Raw genomic sequence first — 17,952 nt, forward strand, 5'->3', positions numbered from 1 at the left:
CGAACTGTTACGGAGTTACGACAAACGGTCGTCTGCGGAACGGGTGACCGCTCCCCCGGACGGTCTCCGGTCAGGCCTTGACCGGCGCCGCGTCCAGCTTGGCGACCAGGGCCGTCACCTTTCGGGCGATGTCCGGGGCGTTCAGGCCGATCTCGGCCAGGATCTCGGCCCGGCTGGCGTGGTCCAGGAACTCCTGCGGGATGCCGAAGTCGCGCACCGGCAGGTCCACGTCCGCGTCCCGCAGCGCCTGCGCCACGGCGGCGCCGACGCCGCCCACCCGGCCGTTGTCCTCGATCGTGACGACCACCCGGTGCTCGGCGGCCAGGCCCGGCAGGGCCGCGTCCACCGGCTTGACCCAGCGCGGGTCCACCACGGTGGCGGTGACGCCCTGGGCGGCCAGCAGGTCGGCGACCTCCAGGCTGGTGGGGGCCATCGCGCCGACCGAGACGATCAGCACGTCGGCGCGGTGGGCGCCGGAGGGCTCCTCGGCGGCGCGCAGCACGTCCATGCCGCCGATCCGGCCGACCGCGGGGACGGCCGGGCCGACCGTGCCCTTGGAGTAGCGGACCACGGTCGGGGCGTCCTTGACCTCGACGGCCTCGCGCAGCTGGGCGCGGACCTGGTCGGCGTCGCGCGGGGCGGCCAGCCGCAGGGTCGGGATGATCTGCAGCATCGACATGTCCCACATGCCGTTGTGCGAGGCGCCGTCGTCGCCGGTGACGCCGGCCCGGTCCAGGACGAAGGTGACGCCCAGCTTGTGCAGGGCGACGTCCATCAGGACCTGGTCGAAGGCCCGGTTGAGGAAGGTCGCGTAGACCGCGAACACCGGGTGCAGGCCGTTGGTGGCCAGGCCGGCCGCGCTGGTGACGGCGTGCTGCTCGGCGATGCCGACGTCGAAGATCCGGTCCGGGAAGGCCTCGGCGAACGGGGCCAGGCCCACCGGGTGGAGCATCGCGGCGGTGATGCCGACGATGTCCTCGCGCTCGTGGCCGAGCGCGACCATCTCCTCGGCGAAGACCGAGGTCCAGCTCCGGCCGCCACCGCTCGTGATCGGCAGGCCGGTCTCCGGGTGGATCTTGCCGACCGCGTGGAAGCGGTCCTCGTCGTTGTTCTCGGCGGCGTGGTAGCCGCGGCCCTTCTCGGTGAGGCAGTGCACGATCACCGGGCCGCCGAAGCCGCGCGCCTTGGTCAGCGCGGACTCCAGGGCGGCCATGTCGTGGCCGTCGATCGGGCCGATGTACTTGAGGCCGAGGTCCTCGAACATGCCCTGCGGGGCGATGAAGTCCTTGAGGCCCTTCTTGGCGCCGTGCAGCGTCTCGAACAGCTGCTGGCCGACCACCGGGGTGCGCTGGAGCGCGTCCTTGCCCCAGGACAGGAAGCGCTCGTAGCCCTGGGTAGTGCGCAGGGTGGCGAGGTGGTTGGCCAGGCCGCCGATGGTCGGGGAGTACGAGCGCTCGTTGTCGTTCACGACGATGACGAGCGGGCGGTCCTTGGCGTCGGCGATGTTGTTGAGCGCCTCCCAGGCCATGCCGCCGGTGAGCGCGCCGTCGCCGATCACCGCGACGACCGGGTCGTTCTTGCCCAGGATCTGGTTGGCCTTGGCCAGGCCGTCGGCGTACGAGAGGACCGTGGAGGCGTGCGAGTTCTCGATCACGTCGTGCTCGGACTCGGCCCGGGACGGGTAGCCGGACAGGCCGCCCTTCATCCGCAGCCGGGAGAAGTCCTGGCGGCCGGTGAGCAGCTTGTGGACGTAGCTCTGGTGGCCGGTGTCGAAGAGGATGCGGTCGCGCGGGGAGTCGAAGACCCGGTGCAGCGCGATGGTGAGCTCCACCACGCCGAGGTTGGGCCCGAGGTGGCCACCCGTCTTGGAGACCTCGGTCACCAGGAAGGTCCGGATCTCCTGGGCCAGTGCGGCCAGCTGTCCGGGCGTGAGCCGGTCGAGATCGCGCGGTCCCCGAATGCGGGTCAGCAGGGCCACCCGTTCCTCCTCGTTCAGTGTTCGCGGACCACGGACGGTCCGACGGGCGTCGCTGCCCGGCCCGGCGGCAGTCCGACGGTCCGGCCGGTGGCGACCGGTCGAGTCTAATGTCCGCCTGCCGGACACCAAGCGGCGCGCCCGGTGCCACCGTTCGGTTACCGCCATTCCGGGAGGTCGGGCCGGGAAGCCGGGTCACCTCAGGTTGACGTACAGGCGTTTGAATACGCGGGCGGGCCGGACGGCGGTGTCAGGCGCGGCCCAGCGCGCCCGACTCCCCCATCTCGCTCATCACCAGGGCCAGCGCACCGAGCACCTCGGCCCGGCCGCCGAGGGTGCCGGGGACGACCGAGAGCTGACGGGCCGCGCTCGGGATCGCGTACCGGGCCACCCAGTCCCGGATCGGGGCGAGCACCAGCTCACCGGCCTCGGCGAGGTCCCCGCCGAGGATCACCCGGCGGGGGTTCAGCAGGTTGCAGAGGGTGGCGACGCCGGTGCCGATCTGCCGGCCCGCGTCGGCGATCACCCGGCGGCAGCCGAGGTCGCCCTGCTGGGCCAGCTCGACCACCCGGGGCAGGCTGAGGTCCTGGCCGAGGGTGGGGGCGAGCAGCGAGAGCAGGTAGCGGGAGCCGACGAAGGTCTCCAGGCAGCCGCGGTTGCCGCAGCGGCAGACCGGCCCCGCCTCGTCCAGGGTGATGTGCCCGATCTCACCCGCGGTGCCGCCCGGGCCGCGGTAGATCTGGCCGTTCACCACCAGCCCGGCGCCGACCCCGCTGGCGACCTTGATGTAGGCGAGGTCGCTCAGCCCGCGGCCGGCGCCCCAGACCAGCTCGCCGAGCGCGCCCAGGTTGGCGTCGTTGTCCACGTGCACCGGCATGCCGAGCCGCTCGGCCAGCTCCCGGCCCGGGGCGATGCCCGTCCAGCCGGGCAGGATCGCGGTGGAGCCGAGCGCGCCGGTCTCCACGTCGATCGGGCCGGGCACGCCGAGGCCGACGCCGATCACCTTGTCGGAACGGAAGCCCGCCTGCGTCAGCAGCCGCTCGACCATCGCCTCGGCGCGGTCGAAGCCCTGCTGGGCGGAGACGTCGACGTCGATCGGGGCGCTCTCCTCGGCCAGCACCCGGTGGGCCAGGTTGCCGACCGCGACGCGCAGGTGGGTGTGGCCGAAGTCGATGCCGACCACGATGCCGGCGTCCCCGCTGAGCGAGACGCTGCGGGCGCGGCGGCCGCCGGAGGAGGTGTCGGCGACCACGACGGTGCCGCTCTCCTTCAACTCCCGCACGATGTTGGACACGGTGGCCGCGGACAGTCCGGTGCCGCGGGCGATCTCGGCCTGGGTCAGCGAGCCGGCCATCCGCACCGCGCGGAGCACCCGTTCCAGGTTCGCCCGGTGCAGCGACGACTGCGAGCCCGGTGTGTCCGTCGACATGATCCACCCTCCCAGGGCGGGGACCCCTCCGCCGGGCGTCCCCTTCAACTCCTGAAGGGTACGGCCCGGGGGCCCGGGCGGGGATCCCGGCTGCGGCGGGCGGGCGCGCAGGGGGGGCGCGGACGGCGGCCGCCCGGCGCGGGCCGGCGAGCGGGGGCGCGGGCGTGGGGGCGCGGTGATCGGGGGGTGAAGGTGTTGCGCGGCCTGGACCTGCGGGGACGGGGAACCGCCGTCCTGGCGACGGCCGAAAACCACGCACCACTAACATGGTGCCACTTCTCACCCGTCCCATCGGGGCCGTGGACGGCACCGCCAGGGGGACGCATCCAGACATGACGGGGAATCAGATGGCAGGGGATCACCCTACGCCGGGTGCAGGCGAAACGCCCGGCAGCGGTCCGCAGGACAACCGGGGCGTCTCGTTCGGGCGCCCGCCGGGCGGCGGGGTCGATCCGGCCGCCGTCGCGGACCAGATGACGCAGCTCGACGGCGCCGCCGTCCCGGGGCAGGTCACCCCGGGCCCGGTCGCGCCCGCGGGCCCGCCGCCCGTCCAGCCGCCGGCACCGCCCGTGCAGCCGCCCGCGCAGCCGTCGGTCGGCAGCCCGGAGTACGCGGCGTACGCGCCGACCGCGCCCGGGTTCCCCAGCCAGGCCCCGCCGCCGCCCGGTGCCGCGCCGGTCGGCCCGTACGACCCGGTCCCCGGTGCCCCGTACGGCGCCCCGGACGCCGGGCAGGCCTACAACCCGGGCGGCTACAACTACCCGCAGCAGCCCGGGTACGGCTACCCCGTCGCGCCGGTCGCGCCCAAGCAGCGCAACCCGGTGATGCTGTGGGGCGGGATCATCGGCGGCGTGCTGGCGATCTCGATCGTGGTCGCCCTGGTCGTCCTGCTCAAGGACCCCAAGCCCGCCCCCGACCCGGGCCCGGACCCGGTCAGCACCGGCACCACCGACAACGGCGGGACCAGCAGCGGCCCCACCCCCGCCCCCGCTCCCAAGGGCGCCACCTTCAACGTCGCCTGGAGCGCCCCCAAGCCGGCCAACGCGGACAGCTCGAACCAGATGCTCGGCGTCTGGGGCACCGACAAGCTCGCGGTGCGCGTCGACAGCTCCGGGATCAGGGCCTTCAACCTGACCGACGGCAAGGAGGCGTGGACCATCGCCGCCCCGGCCGGCAGCAAGGAGCTGTGCACCGCCTCGTACGCCGCCAACTCCAAGGGCGTCGCCGCCGTCTCCTTCAACACCGGTGACAGCGACTGCTCCACCGTCGGCGCCATCGACCTGACCCAGGGCAAGCTGCTCTGGAGCGTCAAGGTCTCGGCCGACCGGATGTCCTCGCCGACCCTCAGCGTCACCGAGAACGTCGTCGCCGTCGGCGGCAACGCCGTCGCCGCCCTGAACATCGCCAACGGCCAGCCCGCCTGGCAGTACCAGCCGCGCGACAAGGACTGCGTCCTGCGCGGCAAGGCGGCCGGCGCCCAGATCGCGGTCAGCGACCGCTGCTACGGCACCAGCGGCCCGAAGTCGCAGCTGGTCATCGTCAACGCCGAGACCGGCAAGCCGGCCAGCACCCCGATCACCCTCACCGGCAACATCGAGGAGGTCGACTCGGTCGTCCAGGACAAGCCGCTGGTGCTGCTGATGGGCAACGGCCCGCAGGGCGACTACGTCCTGCCGTTCGACAAGGACAACAAGCCGGGCACCCAGATGTCCGTCAAGGAGCCCGGCGCGGACAGCCTGCGCCTCTCCGGCCAGAACGAGGCCCTCACCCGCAACGTGGTCAGCGGCACCACGCTGTACGTCCAGGTCAGCGGCGGCAAGCCGGGCATCAACGCCTACGACCTGAACACCGGCAAGCGGCTGTGGTCGGCCAACTCCGGTTCGACGAGCAACGACATGCGCCTGGTGGCCGGGACCGACAAGGACGGCAAGGTCCGCGCGATCGTCGACCAGGGCTACAACAAGCCGGCCCGGCTGGTGACGCTCTCGCCGACCGACGGCTCGATGTCCGACCTCGGCACCATGACGATGCCGAGCAGCATGGGCATCGGCAGCAGCACCTCCGAGTACCTGGTCTCGGACGACGGCGCCGCCGTCTACGCGTTCCGCCGCTACAGCGCCAGCGACGGTCCGCTGACCAAGTGGAAGAAGTGACGCCGGGGCGCCTCCGGGGCTGATCCCGGGGGCGTGACCCCTCGTCGCGGGCCGCGCGGCGACCGACACGGGCGGGGTGGGCACGGGCTGATCGCCCGGGCCCGCCCCGCCTGTGATTTTTCGGCCGCCCCGTCCGTTGGACGTGCGAGGATTCGGACCATCAGTCTGACAAAGGAGTGCAGCGAGTGCCCGGCACAAACCTGACCCGTGAGGAGGCCCGCACCCGGGCCGACCTCCTCCACGTGGACGCGTACGACATCGAGCTCGACCTCGGTTCGGCCCGCGAGGGCGGTACCTTCCGGTCCACCACCGTGGTCCGGTTCACCGCCACCACCCCGGGGGCGGAGACCTTCATCGACCTCGTCGCCCCGAGCGTCGAGGAGATCACCCTCAACGGCGTGCGGCTCGACCCGGCGACCTTCGCCGACAGCCGCATCCCGCTGCCGGGCCTCGCCGCCGAGAACGAGCTGCGGGTCGTCGCGAACTGCGAGTACACCAACACCGGTGAGGGCCTGCACCGGTTCGTCGACCCGGTCGACGGCGAGACCTACCTGTACACCCAGTTCGAGGTGCCGGACGCCCGCCGGGTCTTCGCCAACTTCGAGCAGCCCGACCTGAAGGCCGCGTTCGCGTTCACCGTGACCGCGCCGGAGGGCTGGGTCGTGGTCTCCAACTCGCCGACCCCGGAGCCGGTCGGCGAGGGCGACACCCGGGTCTGGACGTTCGAGCCCACCGGCCGGATCTCCACCTACATCACCGCGCTCGTCGCCGGCCCGTACGTCGGGGTCTTCGACACCTACGAGAACGGCGAGCAGAAGGTGCCGCTGGGCGTCTACTGCCGGCCCTCGCTGCGCGAGTTCCTGGACCCGGAGGCCGTCTTCGAGGTCACCAAGCAGGGCTTCGACTACTTCCAGGAGAAGTTCGACTTCCCGTACCCGTTCGCCAAGTACGACCAGCTCTTCGTCCCGGAGTTCAACGCCGGCGCGATGGAGAACGCGGGCGCCGTCACCCTGCGCGACCAGTACGTGTTCCGCTCCAAGGTCACCGACGCCGCGTACGAGGCCCGTGCCGCGACGATCCTGCACGAGCTCGCCCACATGTGGTTCGGCGACCTCGTCACCATGGAGTGGTGGAACGACCTCTGGCTCAACGAGTCCTTCGCGACCTACGCCGAGGCGGTCTGCCAGGCCGAGGCCCCGGGCTCCAAGTGGCCGCACTCCTGGACCACCTTCGCCAACCAGATGAAGACCTGGGCGTACCGGCAGGACCAGCTGCCGTCCACCCACCCGATCATGGCGGACATCAACGACCTGGAGGACGTCCAGGTCAACTTCGACGGCATCACCTACGCCAAGGGCGCCTCGGTGCTCAAGCAGCTGGTGGCGTACGTCGGCCAGGACGCCTTCTTCCAGGGCGTGCAGGCGTACTTCAAGCGCCACGCCTGGGGCAACACCCGGCTCAGCGACCTGCTCGGCGCCCTGGAGGAGGCCAGCGGCCGCGACCTCAAGGCCTGGTCCAAGGCCTGGCTGGAGACCGCCGGCATCAACGTGCTGCGGCCCTCGATCGTGCTCAACACCGACGGCGAGATCGAGTCCTTCGCGGTGCTCCAGGAGGCCCCCGCGCTGCCCGCCGGCGCCAAGGGCGAGGCCGTGCTGCGGCCGCACCGCATCGCGATCGGCCTGTACGAGCTGAACGGCGACGCGCTGGTGCGCACCGACCGGATCGAGCTGGACGTCGACGGCCCGCGCACCGAGGTGCCCGAGCTGGTCGGCCGGCACCGCCCGGCCGTCGTGCTGCTGAACGACGACGACCTCTCGTACGCCAAGATCCGGCTGGACGAGGACTCGCTGGCCGTCGTCACCGAGCACCTCGGCGGCTTCACCGAGTCGCTGCCGCGCGCGCTGTGCTGGGCCTCCGCCTGGGACATGACCCGCGACGGCGAGCTGGCCGCCCGCGACTACCTGGCGCTGGCGCTGTCCGGCATCGGGCGCGAGAGCGACATCGGCGTGGTGCAGTCCGTGCACCGCCAGGTCAAGCTCGCCCTCGACGCCTACACCGACCCGCAGTGGCGCGAGCAGGGCCTCGACCGCTGGGCCGCCGCCGCGGAGGAGCACCTGCGCGCCGCCGAGCCCGGCAGCGACCACCAGCTGGCCTGGGCCCGCGCCCTCGCCTCGGTCGCCCGTACCGACGGTCAGCTGGGCCTGCTCGCCGGGCTGCTGGACGGCTCGGTCGAGATCAAGGGCCTCGCGGTGGACACCGAGCTGCGCTGGACCCTGCTGGTGCGCCTCGCCGCCACCGGCCGGGCCGACGAGGCCGCCATCGCCGCCGAGCTGGAGCGGGACAACACCGCGGCCGGCCAGGAGCACGCGGCCACCTGCCGCGCCGCCCGGCCGACCGCCGGGGCCAAGGCGGAGGCCTGGGCGTCGGTGGTGGAGTCCGACAAGCTGACGAACTATGTGCAGGAGGCCGTCATCGCCGGCTTCCAGCAGTCCGACCAGCGTGAGCTGCTCGCGCCGTACGCGGCGAAGTACTTCGCGGCGGTCAAGGGCGTCTGGGAGACCCGCAGCCACGAGATCTCGCAGCAGATCATCGTCGGGCTGTACCCGGCCCTCCAGGTGACGGCCGCGACCCTGGAGGCCACCGACGCGTGGCTGGCCTCGGCCGAGCCGGCCCCGGCGCTGCGGCGCCAGGTCGTCGAGGCCCGGGCGGGCGTCGAGCGCGCGCTCAAGGCCCAGGCGGCCGACCGTGCGGCGGGCGGCCGCTGACGGTCTCCTCGCAACCGCGAAGGGGCGCCGGACGGGATCGTCCGGCGCCCCTTCGGGGTCTTGCGGGCCTTGCGGGTGGTGCGGGCCGTGCAGGTCGTACGGGACCTGCGGGCCCTGCGGGTCGTGCGAGTCCTGGGGACGTCTGCGCGGGTGTTACTTCTTCTTGCCCTTGCCGTAGGGCAGGCCCGCCAGACCGGCGATCACCGCGAAGGCGACCAGCGGGAGAAACACGTACAGGCCGAGGGTCTGGCCCACGCTCAGGCCGGAACCGGGGTCATCACCGTCGTCCCTGGTGAAGGCCATGGCGGGCGACGACAGCAGCATCATCAGCGTGACCGTTGCGGAGACCGCGCCGGCTCGCAAAGCGTTCCTCTTGTCCACGTTTCCAACTTACCCGCCGCTTACGGGGGCGCGCTCGTCGGGGTCGGTCGGGCGGGACGGGAGGACGTGCCTCGGGGCCGACCCGGCGGAACCGCGCGGGGCCAGAAGCCGGGCGAGCAGGCCTGCGGCGGGGGCGGTGGCCAGCCGTTCGAGGGTGACCGGGTCGCCGGAGCCGTCCGCGACCGGCAGGCGCCAGTTCGGGTACTGGTCCCAGGTGCCGGGCAGGTTCTGCGGGCGCGGGTCCCCGACCAGGTCCGGCAGCCAGACCCCGACCAGCTCCGCCGGGGTGGCCCGCAGGAAGCGGTACAGCACCGGCATCGTCAGCGGCTCGCCCTCGGCCAGCAGCCCGAGCCGGCCCAGCTCGGCCCGCCAGTCCGCCAGCTCCGCCGCCGCCTGCCCCTGCTCCTCCCCCAGCGGCCGGGCCAGCAGGCCCAGCCGGTGCCGCAGCTCGACGTGCTCGCCGGAGAGCCGGGCCGCGGTGCTGGGCAGGTCGTGGGTGGTGAGGGTGGCCAGGCAGCCGGACCGCCAGCGGTCCGGGCCGAGGATCGCGCCGTCGCCCCGCCAGTCCCGCTCGAACCAGAGCACGGACGTGCCGAGCACCCCGCGCGCCGCCAGCTCCTCCCGCACCCCCGGCTCCACCGTGCCGAGGTCCTCGCCGATCACCGCCGTCCCGGCCCGGTGCGCCTCCAGCGCCAGCACGCCGAGCATCGCCTCGGCGTCGTAGCGCACGTACGCGCCCTCGGTCGGCGGGTGCCCCTGCGGCACCCACCAGAGCCGGAACAGGCCCATCACGTGGTCGATCCGCAGGGCCCCCGCGTGCCGGGCGGTGGCCCGCAGCAGCTCCGCGTACGGGGCGTAGCCGGCCTCGGCGAGCGCGTCCGGACGCCAGGGCGGCAGGCCCCAGTCCTGGCCGTGGGCGTTGAAGGCGTCCGGCGGGGCGCCGACCGAGATGCCGCCGGCCAGCACGTCCCGCAGCGCCCAGGCGTCCGCGCCGTCCGGGTGGACGCCGACGGCCAGGTCGTGGATCAGGCCGACCGGCATGCCCGCCTCGCGGGCCGCCCGCTGGGCGTGGGCGAGCTGCTGGTCGACCTGCCAGGCGAGCCAGCGGTGGAACTCGACCCGCTCCTCCAGCTCCTTGGCGGCGTGCTCGACCTGTGGGCCGTCCGGGTGACGCAGCCCCTTCGGCCAGTGGTGCCAGTCGGTGCCGTGCTCCTCGGCCAGGGCGTTCCACAGCGCGTGCCGGTACAGCCACTCGCCCTCGCGGAGCCGGTACGCGTCGTACTCGGCCTGCCGCCCGGGGCCGCGCGGTACCTCGTGCAGCAGCTCCAGGGCCTCGCGCTTGAGCTGCCAGACGGCGTCCCGGTCGATCAGGGCGTCGTGGACCAGCACCTCGTCGCGCAGCCGGGCGGCCCGCCGGGTCAGCTCCTCGGCCTGCTCGCGCCCGGCGCCGGTCAGGTAGGCGTACTCGGGGACGGCCTCGATCCGCAGGTGCACCGGGTCGGCGAAGCGGCGCGAGGACGGGCGGTACGGGGACGGGTCGGAGGGGGCGCCGGGCAGCGCCTGGTGCAGCGGGTTGATCTGCACGAAGCCCGCGCCGAGGCCGGCCCCCGCCCACCGGGCCAGCTCGACGAGGTCCCCGAGGTCGCCCATGCCCCACGAGCGCTCGGAGAGCACGGAGTACAGCTGGGCGAGGAACCCCCAGCTGCGGCCCGGGAGTTGCGGCAGCCGCTCGGGGGCGACCACCAGCGCGGCCCGCGCGGTCCTCGTGCCGGTTTCCGCCGTGAGCACGTGGCGCCCCAGCGGCAGGTCCCCCGGCACCCAGTGCGAGTGCCCCCGGGGCAGCTCCCAACTCCCCCCGTCCTCCAGCTCCACCCGCAACCGGGCGTCCGCCGGCACGTCCAGCGCCGTCCGCCGCCCCTGCCGGACCACCACGCACGGCGGCAGCAACCGGGCCCGCTGCCCGGCCCGGTGACGCTCCAGCGCCTCCCCCACCTCCTGCGGCGACCCGGCCGCCACCCCCATCGCCCCCAGCACCGCCACCAGCGTCCGCGCCCCCACCGCCTGCCCGCCCGGCCCCGGGTACCGGACGTCCACCCCGTACGCCCGCGCCAGCGCCACCAGTTCGGCGGGCGGCGGCGGGGCATCCTGCGCCGGTACCTGCTCGGCTCCGTCACTGTCGTGGTAAGCGGCCACTCGCGGCTCCTGCGATGTCTCGGCAACGCCCGTTCAGGACAGCCACAGTCCTACCCGCGTGACACCACGATCACCCAGCGCGACACGACGCCGGCGGGCGGGCCCTCGGGGCGGGGGCGGGTCGGCAGGACTTCAGGGCGTCGGTGTGGAAGGTGTCGGCGTTCGCCGTGGTCGTGTCGCCGCCCTCCTTGTCCATAGGTGAGGACCTCGCCGTCCTTCAGCCGCTCCGGGTCTGGAGCTGGGCCGCGGTGGCAGGCGACGGGGGGTCAGCGCGGGGGCCGACCGTACAGGCTGGGGACGGCCGCCGCCCGGGATGTGCCGTGAAGCCCGGCGCTCGCGGGTGTTTCCGGGCTGGTCCGACATGCAATGAAATGGCGCAAAACGGTCATAGCAGTCGGCGGCGTTGACACCGGATCGGCCAGCTGGTGGGGTTGCGGACGATGTGGTCGTGGCCTGGCGAGGAGGCTCCTGTGCAAGCCCGAGTGTCCGTAGCGGCCGGGCGGCGGCTCAGGTCGCAACTGGAGCAGAGTCCGGCGTTGCGGGAGGTGCTGCAGCACCCCGCGGCGGAGGCGGCGCGGCGGGCCACGGCGCGGACGTGCCGTCAGTTGGCGCCGCGGACGGCGGACCGGCTGATCGCCGATCTCAAGGGCACCGAGCCGCTGTTGGCGTCGGTGCGCGAGGAGCGCGCGGACCGGGCGGACCGGGCCGGGCGGCCGGGGCGGCGGGCGATGCAGATCGCGGCCGGGGTCGCGGCCGCGGCGGTGGTCGGCGGGCTGCTGGCCGGTTCGCTGCCGTCGGCGGCGTACGCGGCGGCCACGGCCGCCTCGACGGCCTCGGACGTGGTGAGCACCGCGCCGCAGACGCCGCTGGGCAGCGTGACCGACCCGAAGGTGTTCCCGAAGCCGCAGCAGCAGACCGTGGCGGGCAAGCCCGTCGCGGTGCCGTCCGCCGTGACGCTGGTGAGCGCGCCCAAGGCGGACATCGGCGCGGTGCGGGCCGTCCAGGAGGTGCTGGAGGTCGCCGGGGCGGGCGAGGTGACGCCGCGTCCGGACGGCGGGACGCCGACCGCCGGGACGCTGGTGGTGTACGTCGGCGGGCCCGCCGAGGGCGCCGGCGGCGAGGTGGACCGGGTGCTGCGGCAGCTGTCCGCCGCCGCGGGCGGCAAGGACGGCGCCGGGCCGACGACCGCGGGGATGCCGGCCGGCGGGTACGTGCTGTCGGCCGGTCAGCTGCCCGCCCAGGGCGGCGGGACGTACGGCGCCGTGGTGCTGGCCGGCGTGGACGCCACCGGCACCTTCTACGCCGCGCAGAGCCTGCGTCAGCTGCTCGCCGCCGTACCGGCCGGGCAGGGGCAGGCGCCGGGTGCGGCCGGGCTCGGCCTGCCCGGGATCACGCTGCGGGACTGGCCGACCGGCGCCCCGGTGCGCGGCGTCACGGAGGGCTTCTACGGCACCCCGTGGACCGCGCAGCAGCGGCTGGAGCAGGTCGACTTCCTGGGCCGCTCCAAGCAGAACTTCTACCTCTACGCGCCCGGTGACGACCCGTACCGGCTCTCCCGCTGGCGCACCGCCTACCCCGCGGCCCAGGCCGAGGAGCTGCGCGAACTGGGCTTCCGGGCACGGCAGAACCACGTCGCGCTCGGCTACGCGATCGACCCGGGGCAGTCCCTCTGCTTCAGCTCCGGCAAGGACGTGGACGCCCTGGTGAACAAGCTGGACGGGCTGCGCAAGCTCGGCTTCACCGCCTTCCAGCTGCAGTTCCTGGACGTCAGCTACGACGAGTGGCACTGCGGCGACGACCGCGACGAGTACGGCACCGGACCCGCTGCGGCCGCCAAGGCCCAGGCCGAGCTGGTGAAGAAGGTGCAGGACCGGCTGATCGCGAGGAACCCGGGCCTGGCGCCGCTGTCCGTCGTCCCCACCGAGTACCACCAGCAGGGCTCCACCCCGTACCGCAAGGCGCTGGCGGCGGCCCTGCCGGAGGGCGTGCAGGTGGCCTGGAGCGGGGTCGGGGTGATCCCGGAGAAGATCACCGGCGCCCAGGCCTCGGACACCGCCGGGCTGTACGGGCACCCGCTGCTCACCATGGACAACTACCCGGTCAACGACGCCACCCCGGACCGGCTCTTCCTCGGCGCCTACACCGGGCGCGACCCGGAGGTGGCCACCCGCTCGGCGGCGCTGCTGACCGGCGCGATGCAGCAGCCGGTGGCCTCCCGGATCGCCGTGTCGACGGCCGGCGACTTCGCCTGGAACCCGGCCGGGTACAAGCCGGACGAGTCCTGGCAGGCCGCCGTGCGCTCGCTGGCCGGGCCGACCGGCGCGGCCCCGACGCCCGTCGGGACGGCGCTGTCCGCCGTCACCGCGCTGGCCGGGAACAGCACCTCCTCGCCGCTGTCCAAGCAGGAGTCCGGCTACCTGGCACCGCTGCTGGACCGGTTCTGGGCGGCCGCCGAGCCGACCTCCGGCGCCGCCCCCGACCTCGCCCGGCTGATCGAGGCCGCCGCCCCGCTGCGGGACGCCTTCGCCACCATGGCCACCGCCCAGCAGACCCTGGCCGGCACCCCGGCCACCACCCAGCTGGCCGGCGAGGCCGCGCCCTGGCTGGGCCCGCTGCGCGACTACGGGCTGGCCGGGCAGTCCGCCCTCGACATGCTGCTGGCGCAGCACGGCGGCGACGGCGCGGCGGCCTGGAAGGCCCGGGTCGAGCTCAACCGGCTGCGCGAGCAGCTGGACCGGGCCCCGGCCACCGTCGGCGCCGGGGTGCTCGGCCCGTTCCTGGACCGTGCCGTGCGCGCCGCCGACAACTGGTCGGGCGTGGGTGGCGGCGCCGCCACCCCGACCACCACCCTGGGCACCGCCCAGGACCACCTGCCCGCGCTGATGACCGACGGCGTGGCCGACACCTTCTACTGGAGCTCCGCTCCCCCGCAGCCCGGCGACGCCGTCGGCCTGGACCTCGGCGCGGGCCGCCCGGTCAGCGGCGTGACCGTGCTGATGGGCGGTTGGGGCAACGGCCCGGACGCCCGGACCGCCGCCGACGACTACATCCGCGACGGCGTGCTGGAGTACTCCACCGGCGAGGGCGGCTGGAAGCAGCTCGCCACCGTCAAGAACCAGAAGACGGTCAGCGCCCAGCTCCCGCCGGGCACCGTGGTCCGGGCGGTGCGGCTGCGGGCCACCGCCGCGCAGAAGACCGCCGTCGCGGTGCGCGAGTTCACCGTCACCGCCCCGGACGATTCCCCGGCCAGCGTCAGCGGCGGCCCCGACGCGGTGCCCGGCTCCTCCGCCGCCGCCGTGCTGGACGGCAACCCGGACACCGCGTACCGGGCCGCCAAGGCACCGACCGCGATGGACGAGCCGCTCACCGTCGAGCTCGGCGCGGCCCGCCCGCTGGACCGGCTCACCGTGCTGACCGACCCGGCCGTGCGCGCCACCGCCACCCTCGCGGTGCGCCGGGCCGACGGCACCTGGGCCGACATCGGCACCGTGCAGCCCGGCTACAACGAGCTGTCGGCCGGCGGCCAGCCCGCCGACGCGTTCCGGCTGACCTGGAAGCCCGGCGGCGACCCTCCGGTGGTCAACCAGGTGATCCCCTGGTACGCGGACGCCCCGGCGGCCCGGCTCAGCCTCTCCGACCCGGCCCTGGACGTGGTCACCGGCGCCTCCGCGCCCGTGACCGCCCGGGCCACCGTGGAGGCCGGCCGCCCCGAGGGCACCACCGGCGAGCTGCGCACCGAGGTGCCGCCCGCCGCCAAGGGCCTGACCGTGGCCCCGGCCGGCCCGGTGACCGTGCCGCGCGGCGGCCGGGTGGGCGTGCCGCTGCTGGTCAGCGCCACCGCGGAGACGCCGTCCGGGACGTACCGGGTGCCGGTGCAGTTCGTGGCCGGCGGCACCACCGTCCGGCAGGTGCTCCAGGTGCACGTGGTGCCCCCCACCGGCGGCCCGGACCTGGCGCTCGGCGCCAAGGCCGCCTCCTCGGGCGACGAGACGGCGAACTTCCCGGCCTCGGCGGTCACCGACGGCGACCCGAAGACCCGCTGGTCCTCCCCGGCCAAGGACGACGCCTGGGTGCGGCTGGAGCTGCCGCAGGCGACCAGGCTGGGCTCGGCGGTGCTGCACTGGCAGGCCGCGTACGCCGCCTCGTACAAGATCCAGGTCTCGGCGGACGGGAACACCTGGACCGACGCCGCGACGGTGGACAACGGCAAGGGCGGCGACGAGACGGTGCGCTTCGACGCGCCCAACGTCCGGTACCTCCGGGTGCAGGGCGTGGCGCGGGCGACCAAGTACGGCTACTCGCTGTGGGGCGTCGAGCTGTACGCGGTGACCCCGCCGGCCGCACCGCAGCCCCCGGCCGGCCAGGGCGGCGGCCAGACCGGCCAGCCCGGCGGCGCGCCCGGGACGCCGGCGACACCTCCGGCGGCGGCGGGCGGGACCGCGCCCAAGCCGTAGCCGTGGCCGTGGCCGTAGCCGTGGTGGCCGTCGCCGGGCCCGGTCACGGGTGGGCGGAAACGCGGCGGGCCGCCGGCTCCCCGGTGCGGGGGGCTCGGCGGCCCATGAGGCGCGTACCGACGGTGTGACGGGCGGGCCCTTGTGGAGCTGTGGTCAGGCGGAGAGCGGTTCGGGCTGCTCACCGCGGCGGACGGGGGCGGGGTGGCCCGAGTGGGCCCGGCCGAGCGGGACCGGGTGGACCGGCTGCTCGGTGCGGTCGTGGTGCTCGTACTCGCCCCACTGCGGGGCGCGCAGCTGGTCCGCGCCGCCGTAGGGCTCCAGGTAGGGCCGCCATCGCGGGTCCTTGATCCCGGTGCCGATGATGCGCCAGGCCAGGCCGCTGGGCGGCGCGGGTGGTCGTTTCATCCGCCAGCCGAGCTCGGTGAGGTGGCGGTCGGCCTTGGTGTGGTTGCAGCGGCGGCAGGCCGCCACCACGTTGTCCCACCGGTGCTGGCCACCGCGGCTGCGCGGGATGACGTGGTCGACGCTGGTGGCGGCGGCCCCGCAGTAGACGCAGCGGCCGTGGTCGCGGGCGAACAGGGCCCGGCGGGTGAGCGGGACGGGCCCGCAGAACGGGACCCGGACGAAGCGGGTCAGACGGACGACGGACGGCGCCGGAAGGGCGCTGGTGGCGCTGTGCAGAGTGACTTCCGAGTCCTCCAGGCTGACCGCCTTGTGGTTGAGGACCAGGATGAGTGCGCGGCGCATCGATACGACGCCGAGTGGCTCGTAGGACGCGTTGAGGACCAGGACATGCGGCACGGATGCCTCCTTGGACGCCTGCGGCGCGTGGCTCGCGCCGGGACGAGCGGTTGGATCGCGCCACTCGTGCGCGATCTCCCCCAGTGTCGCCTTACGCCTTTGTACGGCGCCACCACTCCTGTGTAACGGACCTGACGCGAACTCCGGGTGTGGTCTCTGTCATAGCCGGTATGCCCGGGGGAAGGTCGGGTTGCACCCGGGTGGCGGTGCGACGGGTCCCGGTGACTCCGGCGGGTCGCCCGCCGGGGGCACGGTTCGGCCGTCCGGAGCAGCGCCCCTCCTGCCCCGGACGGCCCCGGAGCCCCGGTTCGGGGGGAGCGTACGGGGGCGTTGACGGGGCGTTCGACACGCTCCGTACGCCCTTGGGCACGCCCGTGCGGGGTTCCGGCGTGTCCGGGTCAGCCCGTGGCGGCGGATAGGCTGACGCCCACGGTCCGCGGGCCGCTTGCCGGCGGTGCGGGCCCACCACGCACCCCAGCCAGGAAGGTCCGCACGTGTTCAGCTCCGGTGCCACCGGTCCGTCCGACGCGTCCTCGACGCTCGCCAACCCGACCCCGGCCCCCAGCCCCACCGCGCAGCTGCCCGAGCTCGACCTGCGGATCCCGACCAGCGCGCAGGAGGTCTCGGACACCACCCGGCAGGCCGCCAGCTGGTTCGACACCCACTGGCAGGGCTGGGTGGCCTCCGGGCTGCGGATCGTCTTCATCATCGTGCTCGCGCTGGTGCTCCGGGCCGTCGTGCGCAAGCTCATCACCCAGCTGATAGGACGGATGGCGCGCACCTCCGAGCACCAGGAGGAGAGCCGGCTGGGCGGGCTGCTGGCCAACACCGGGGTGGTGAACACCGAACGGCGCCAGCAGCGCTCGGAGGCGATCGGCTCGGTGCTGCGCAGCGTCGCCTCCTTCAGCATCCTGGGCACGGCGGCGCTGATGGTGCTCTCCGCGCTGGGCGTGAACCTGGCGCCGCTGCTGGCGAGCGCCGGTGTGGCCGGTGTGGCGATCGGTTTCGGCGCCCGGAACCTGGTCACCGACTTCCTCTCCGGGGTCTTCATGATCATGGAGGACCAGTACGGCGTCGGCGACGAGATCGACACCGGTGTCGCCACCGGCACGGTGCTGGAGGTCGGCCTGCGGGTCACCAAGCTGCGCGGCGGGAACGGCGAGATCTGGTACATCCGCAACGGCGAGGTGAAGCGGATCGCCAACATGAGCCAGGGCTGGGCGACCGCCTCGGTGGACGTCCAGGTCGGGTACAAGGAGGACCTGATCCGGGTCGAGGACCTGATCCTGGCGACGGCCGAGGAGATGGCCAAGGAGGCCCCGTACGACGAGCTGATCTGGGCTCCGGTGTCGATCCTGGGCGTGGAGTCGGTCGCCTCGGACTCGGTGGTGCTGCGGGTCGAGGCCAGGACCGCCCCGGGCAAGGCCGCCTCCGTCTCCCGGGCACTGCGCCAGCGGCTGAAGGTGGCCTTCGACGGGGCCGGGATCAAGGTCAAGGAGGAGGTCGCCGCGGTGACGGCCGGGGCGACCGGCGTGGTGATCGCCCCCTCCCCGGCCCCGGCCGCCGAACAGGCCGCACCCGCCGACCGGGTGGCCGAGCCCGTTCCGGCCCAGGCCCCGGTCCCGGCGGCGGCCCGGGCGGCGGACGACGCGTCGAAGCCGTAGCGGACCGGCCGCACGGACACGGACGAAGCCCCGCTCCCACCACCTTGGGTTCTAACGGTCGTCGCAACACCTCAGCTCAAGGGGTGCGATGGACTTCGAGATCCGCGGGGAGCGGAAGCCGCAGGGGCGTAGGAAGC

At 74.3% G+C, this 17,952-nt stretch carries 8 protein-coding genes and 1 pseudogene; 4 read left to right on the top strand and 5 right to left on the bottom strand.

From position 1 onward, the window contains the following. Positions 1–70: 70 nt before the first annotated feature. Both dxs and ACFY4B_RS21865 read right to left on the bottom strand, forming a co-directional pair. Positions 71–1,978 (bottom strand): 1-deoxy-D-xylulose-5-phosphate synthase, encoded by a 1,908-nt coding sequence (gene dxs / locus ACFY4B_RS21860; protein ID WP_387825953.1) that lies wholly within the window; start codon positions 1,976–1,978, stop codon positions 71–73. A gap of 247 nt (positions 1,979–2,225) precedes the next feature. Continuing rightward, positions 2,226–3,404 (bottom strand): ROK family protein, encoded by a 1,179-nt coding sequence (locus tag ACFY4B_RS21865; protein WP_387969955.1) that lies wholly within the window; start codon positions 3,402–3,404, stop codon positions 2,226–2,228. A 473-nt stretch (positions 3,405–3,877) separates the two neighbouring features. Between ACFY4B_RS21865 and ACFY4B_RS21870 the strand changes: the two genes are divergently transcribed. Together ACFY4B_RS21870 and pepN are read left to right on the top strand one after the other, a co-directional pair. After that, the gene (locus ACFY4B_RS21870; protein WP_387969957.1) at positions 3,878–5,557 is read left to right on the top strand and encodes a PQQ-binding-like beta-propeller repeat protein; all 1,680 of its coding nucleotides are present in this window, start codon (positions 3,878–3,880) and stop codon (positions 5,555–5,557) included. A 185-nt stretch (positions 5,558–5,742) separates the two neighbouring features. Further along, a complete protein-coding gene (gene pepN, locus ACFY4B_RS21875) occupies positions 5,743–8,322 on the top strand; it encodes an aminopeptidase N (RefSeq protein WP_074005616.1) in 2,580 nt (859 codons plus the stop codon). A 153-nt stretch (positions 8,323–8,475) separates the two neighbouring features. On the opposite strand, the gene ACFY4B_RS21880 is transcribed toward pepN, so the two are convergent. Both ACFY4B_RS21880 and malQ read right to left on the bottom strand, forming a co-directional pair. Then, positions 8,476–8,703 (bottom strand): hypothetical protein, encoded by a 228-nt coding sequence (locus ACFY4B_RS21880; protein ID WP_030238515.1) that lies wholly within the window; start codon positions 8,701–8,703, stop codon positions 8,476–8,478. 9 nt (positions 8,704–8,712) lie between these two features. Next, positions 8,713–10,896: a 4-alpha-glucanotransferase gene (gene malQ, locus ACFY4B_RS21885; protein WP_387969961.1), complete on the bottom strand. Its 2,184-nt coding sequence runs from the start codon at positions 10,894–10,896 to the stop codon at positions 8,713–8,715. Positions 10,897–11,441: 545 nt separating this feature from the next. Here malQ and ACFY4B_RS21890 point away from each other — a divergent pair. Then, complete coding sequence (locus ACFY4B_RS21890) at positions 11,442–15,350, top strand: beta-N-acetylglucosaminidase domain-containing protein (RefSeq protein ID WP_387969981.1); 3,909 nt, start codon at positions 11,442–11,444, stop codon at positions 15,348–15,350. Between the two features lie 291 nt (positions 15,351–15,641). Here ACFY4B_RS21890 and ACFY4B_RS21895 read toward each other — a convergent pair. Continuing rightward, positions 15,642–16,151 (bottom strand): annotated as a pseudogene (locus ACFY4B_RS21895) (HNH endonuclease); the annotation flags it as partial. A 494-nt stretch (positions 16,152–16,645) separates the two neighbouring features. On the opposite strand from ACFY4B_RS21895, the gene ACFY4B_RS21900 reads away from it, so the two are divergent. Continuing rightward, positions 16,646–17,815, top strand: coding sequence for a mechanosensitive ion channel family protein (locus tag ACFY4B_RS21900; RefSeq protein ID WP_387969964.1), 1,170 nt, complete (start codon positions 16,646–16,648; stop codon positions 17,813–17,815). Positions 17,816–17,952: the final 137 nt, after the last annotated feature.

Source organism: Kitasatospora sp. NPDC001261 (genome assembly GCF_042896795.1).
In the GTDB taxonomy this organism is placed as follows: domain Bacteria; phylum Actinomycetota; class Actinomycetes; order Streptomycetales; family Streptomycetaceae; genus Kitasatospora.

Excerpts from the sequence above, each read along its gene's own strand:
- ACFY4B_RS21870 (WP_387969957.1), top strand. The coding sequence starts at position 3,878 with ATGACGCAGCTCGACGGCGCCGCCGTCCCGGGGCAGGTCACCCCGGGC.
- ACFY4B_RS21865 (WP_387969955.1), bottom strand. The coding sequence starts at position 3,404 with ATGTCGACGGACACACCGGGCTCGCAGTCGTCGCTGCACCGGGCGAAC.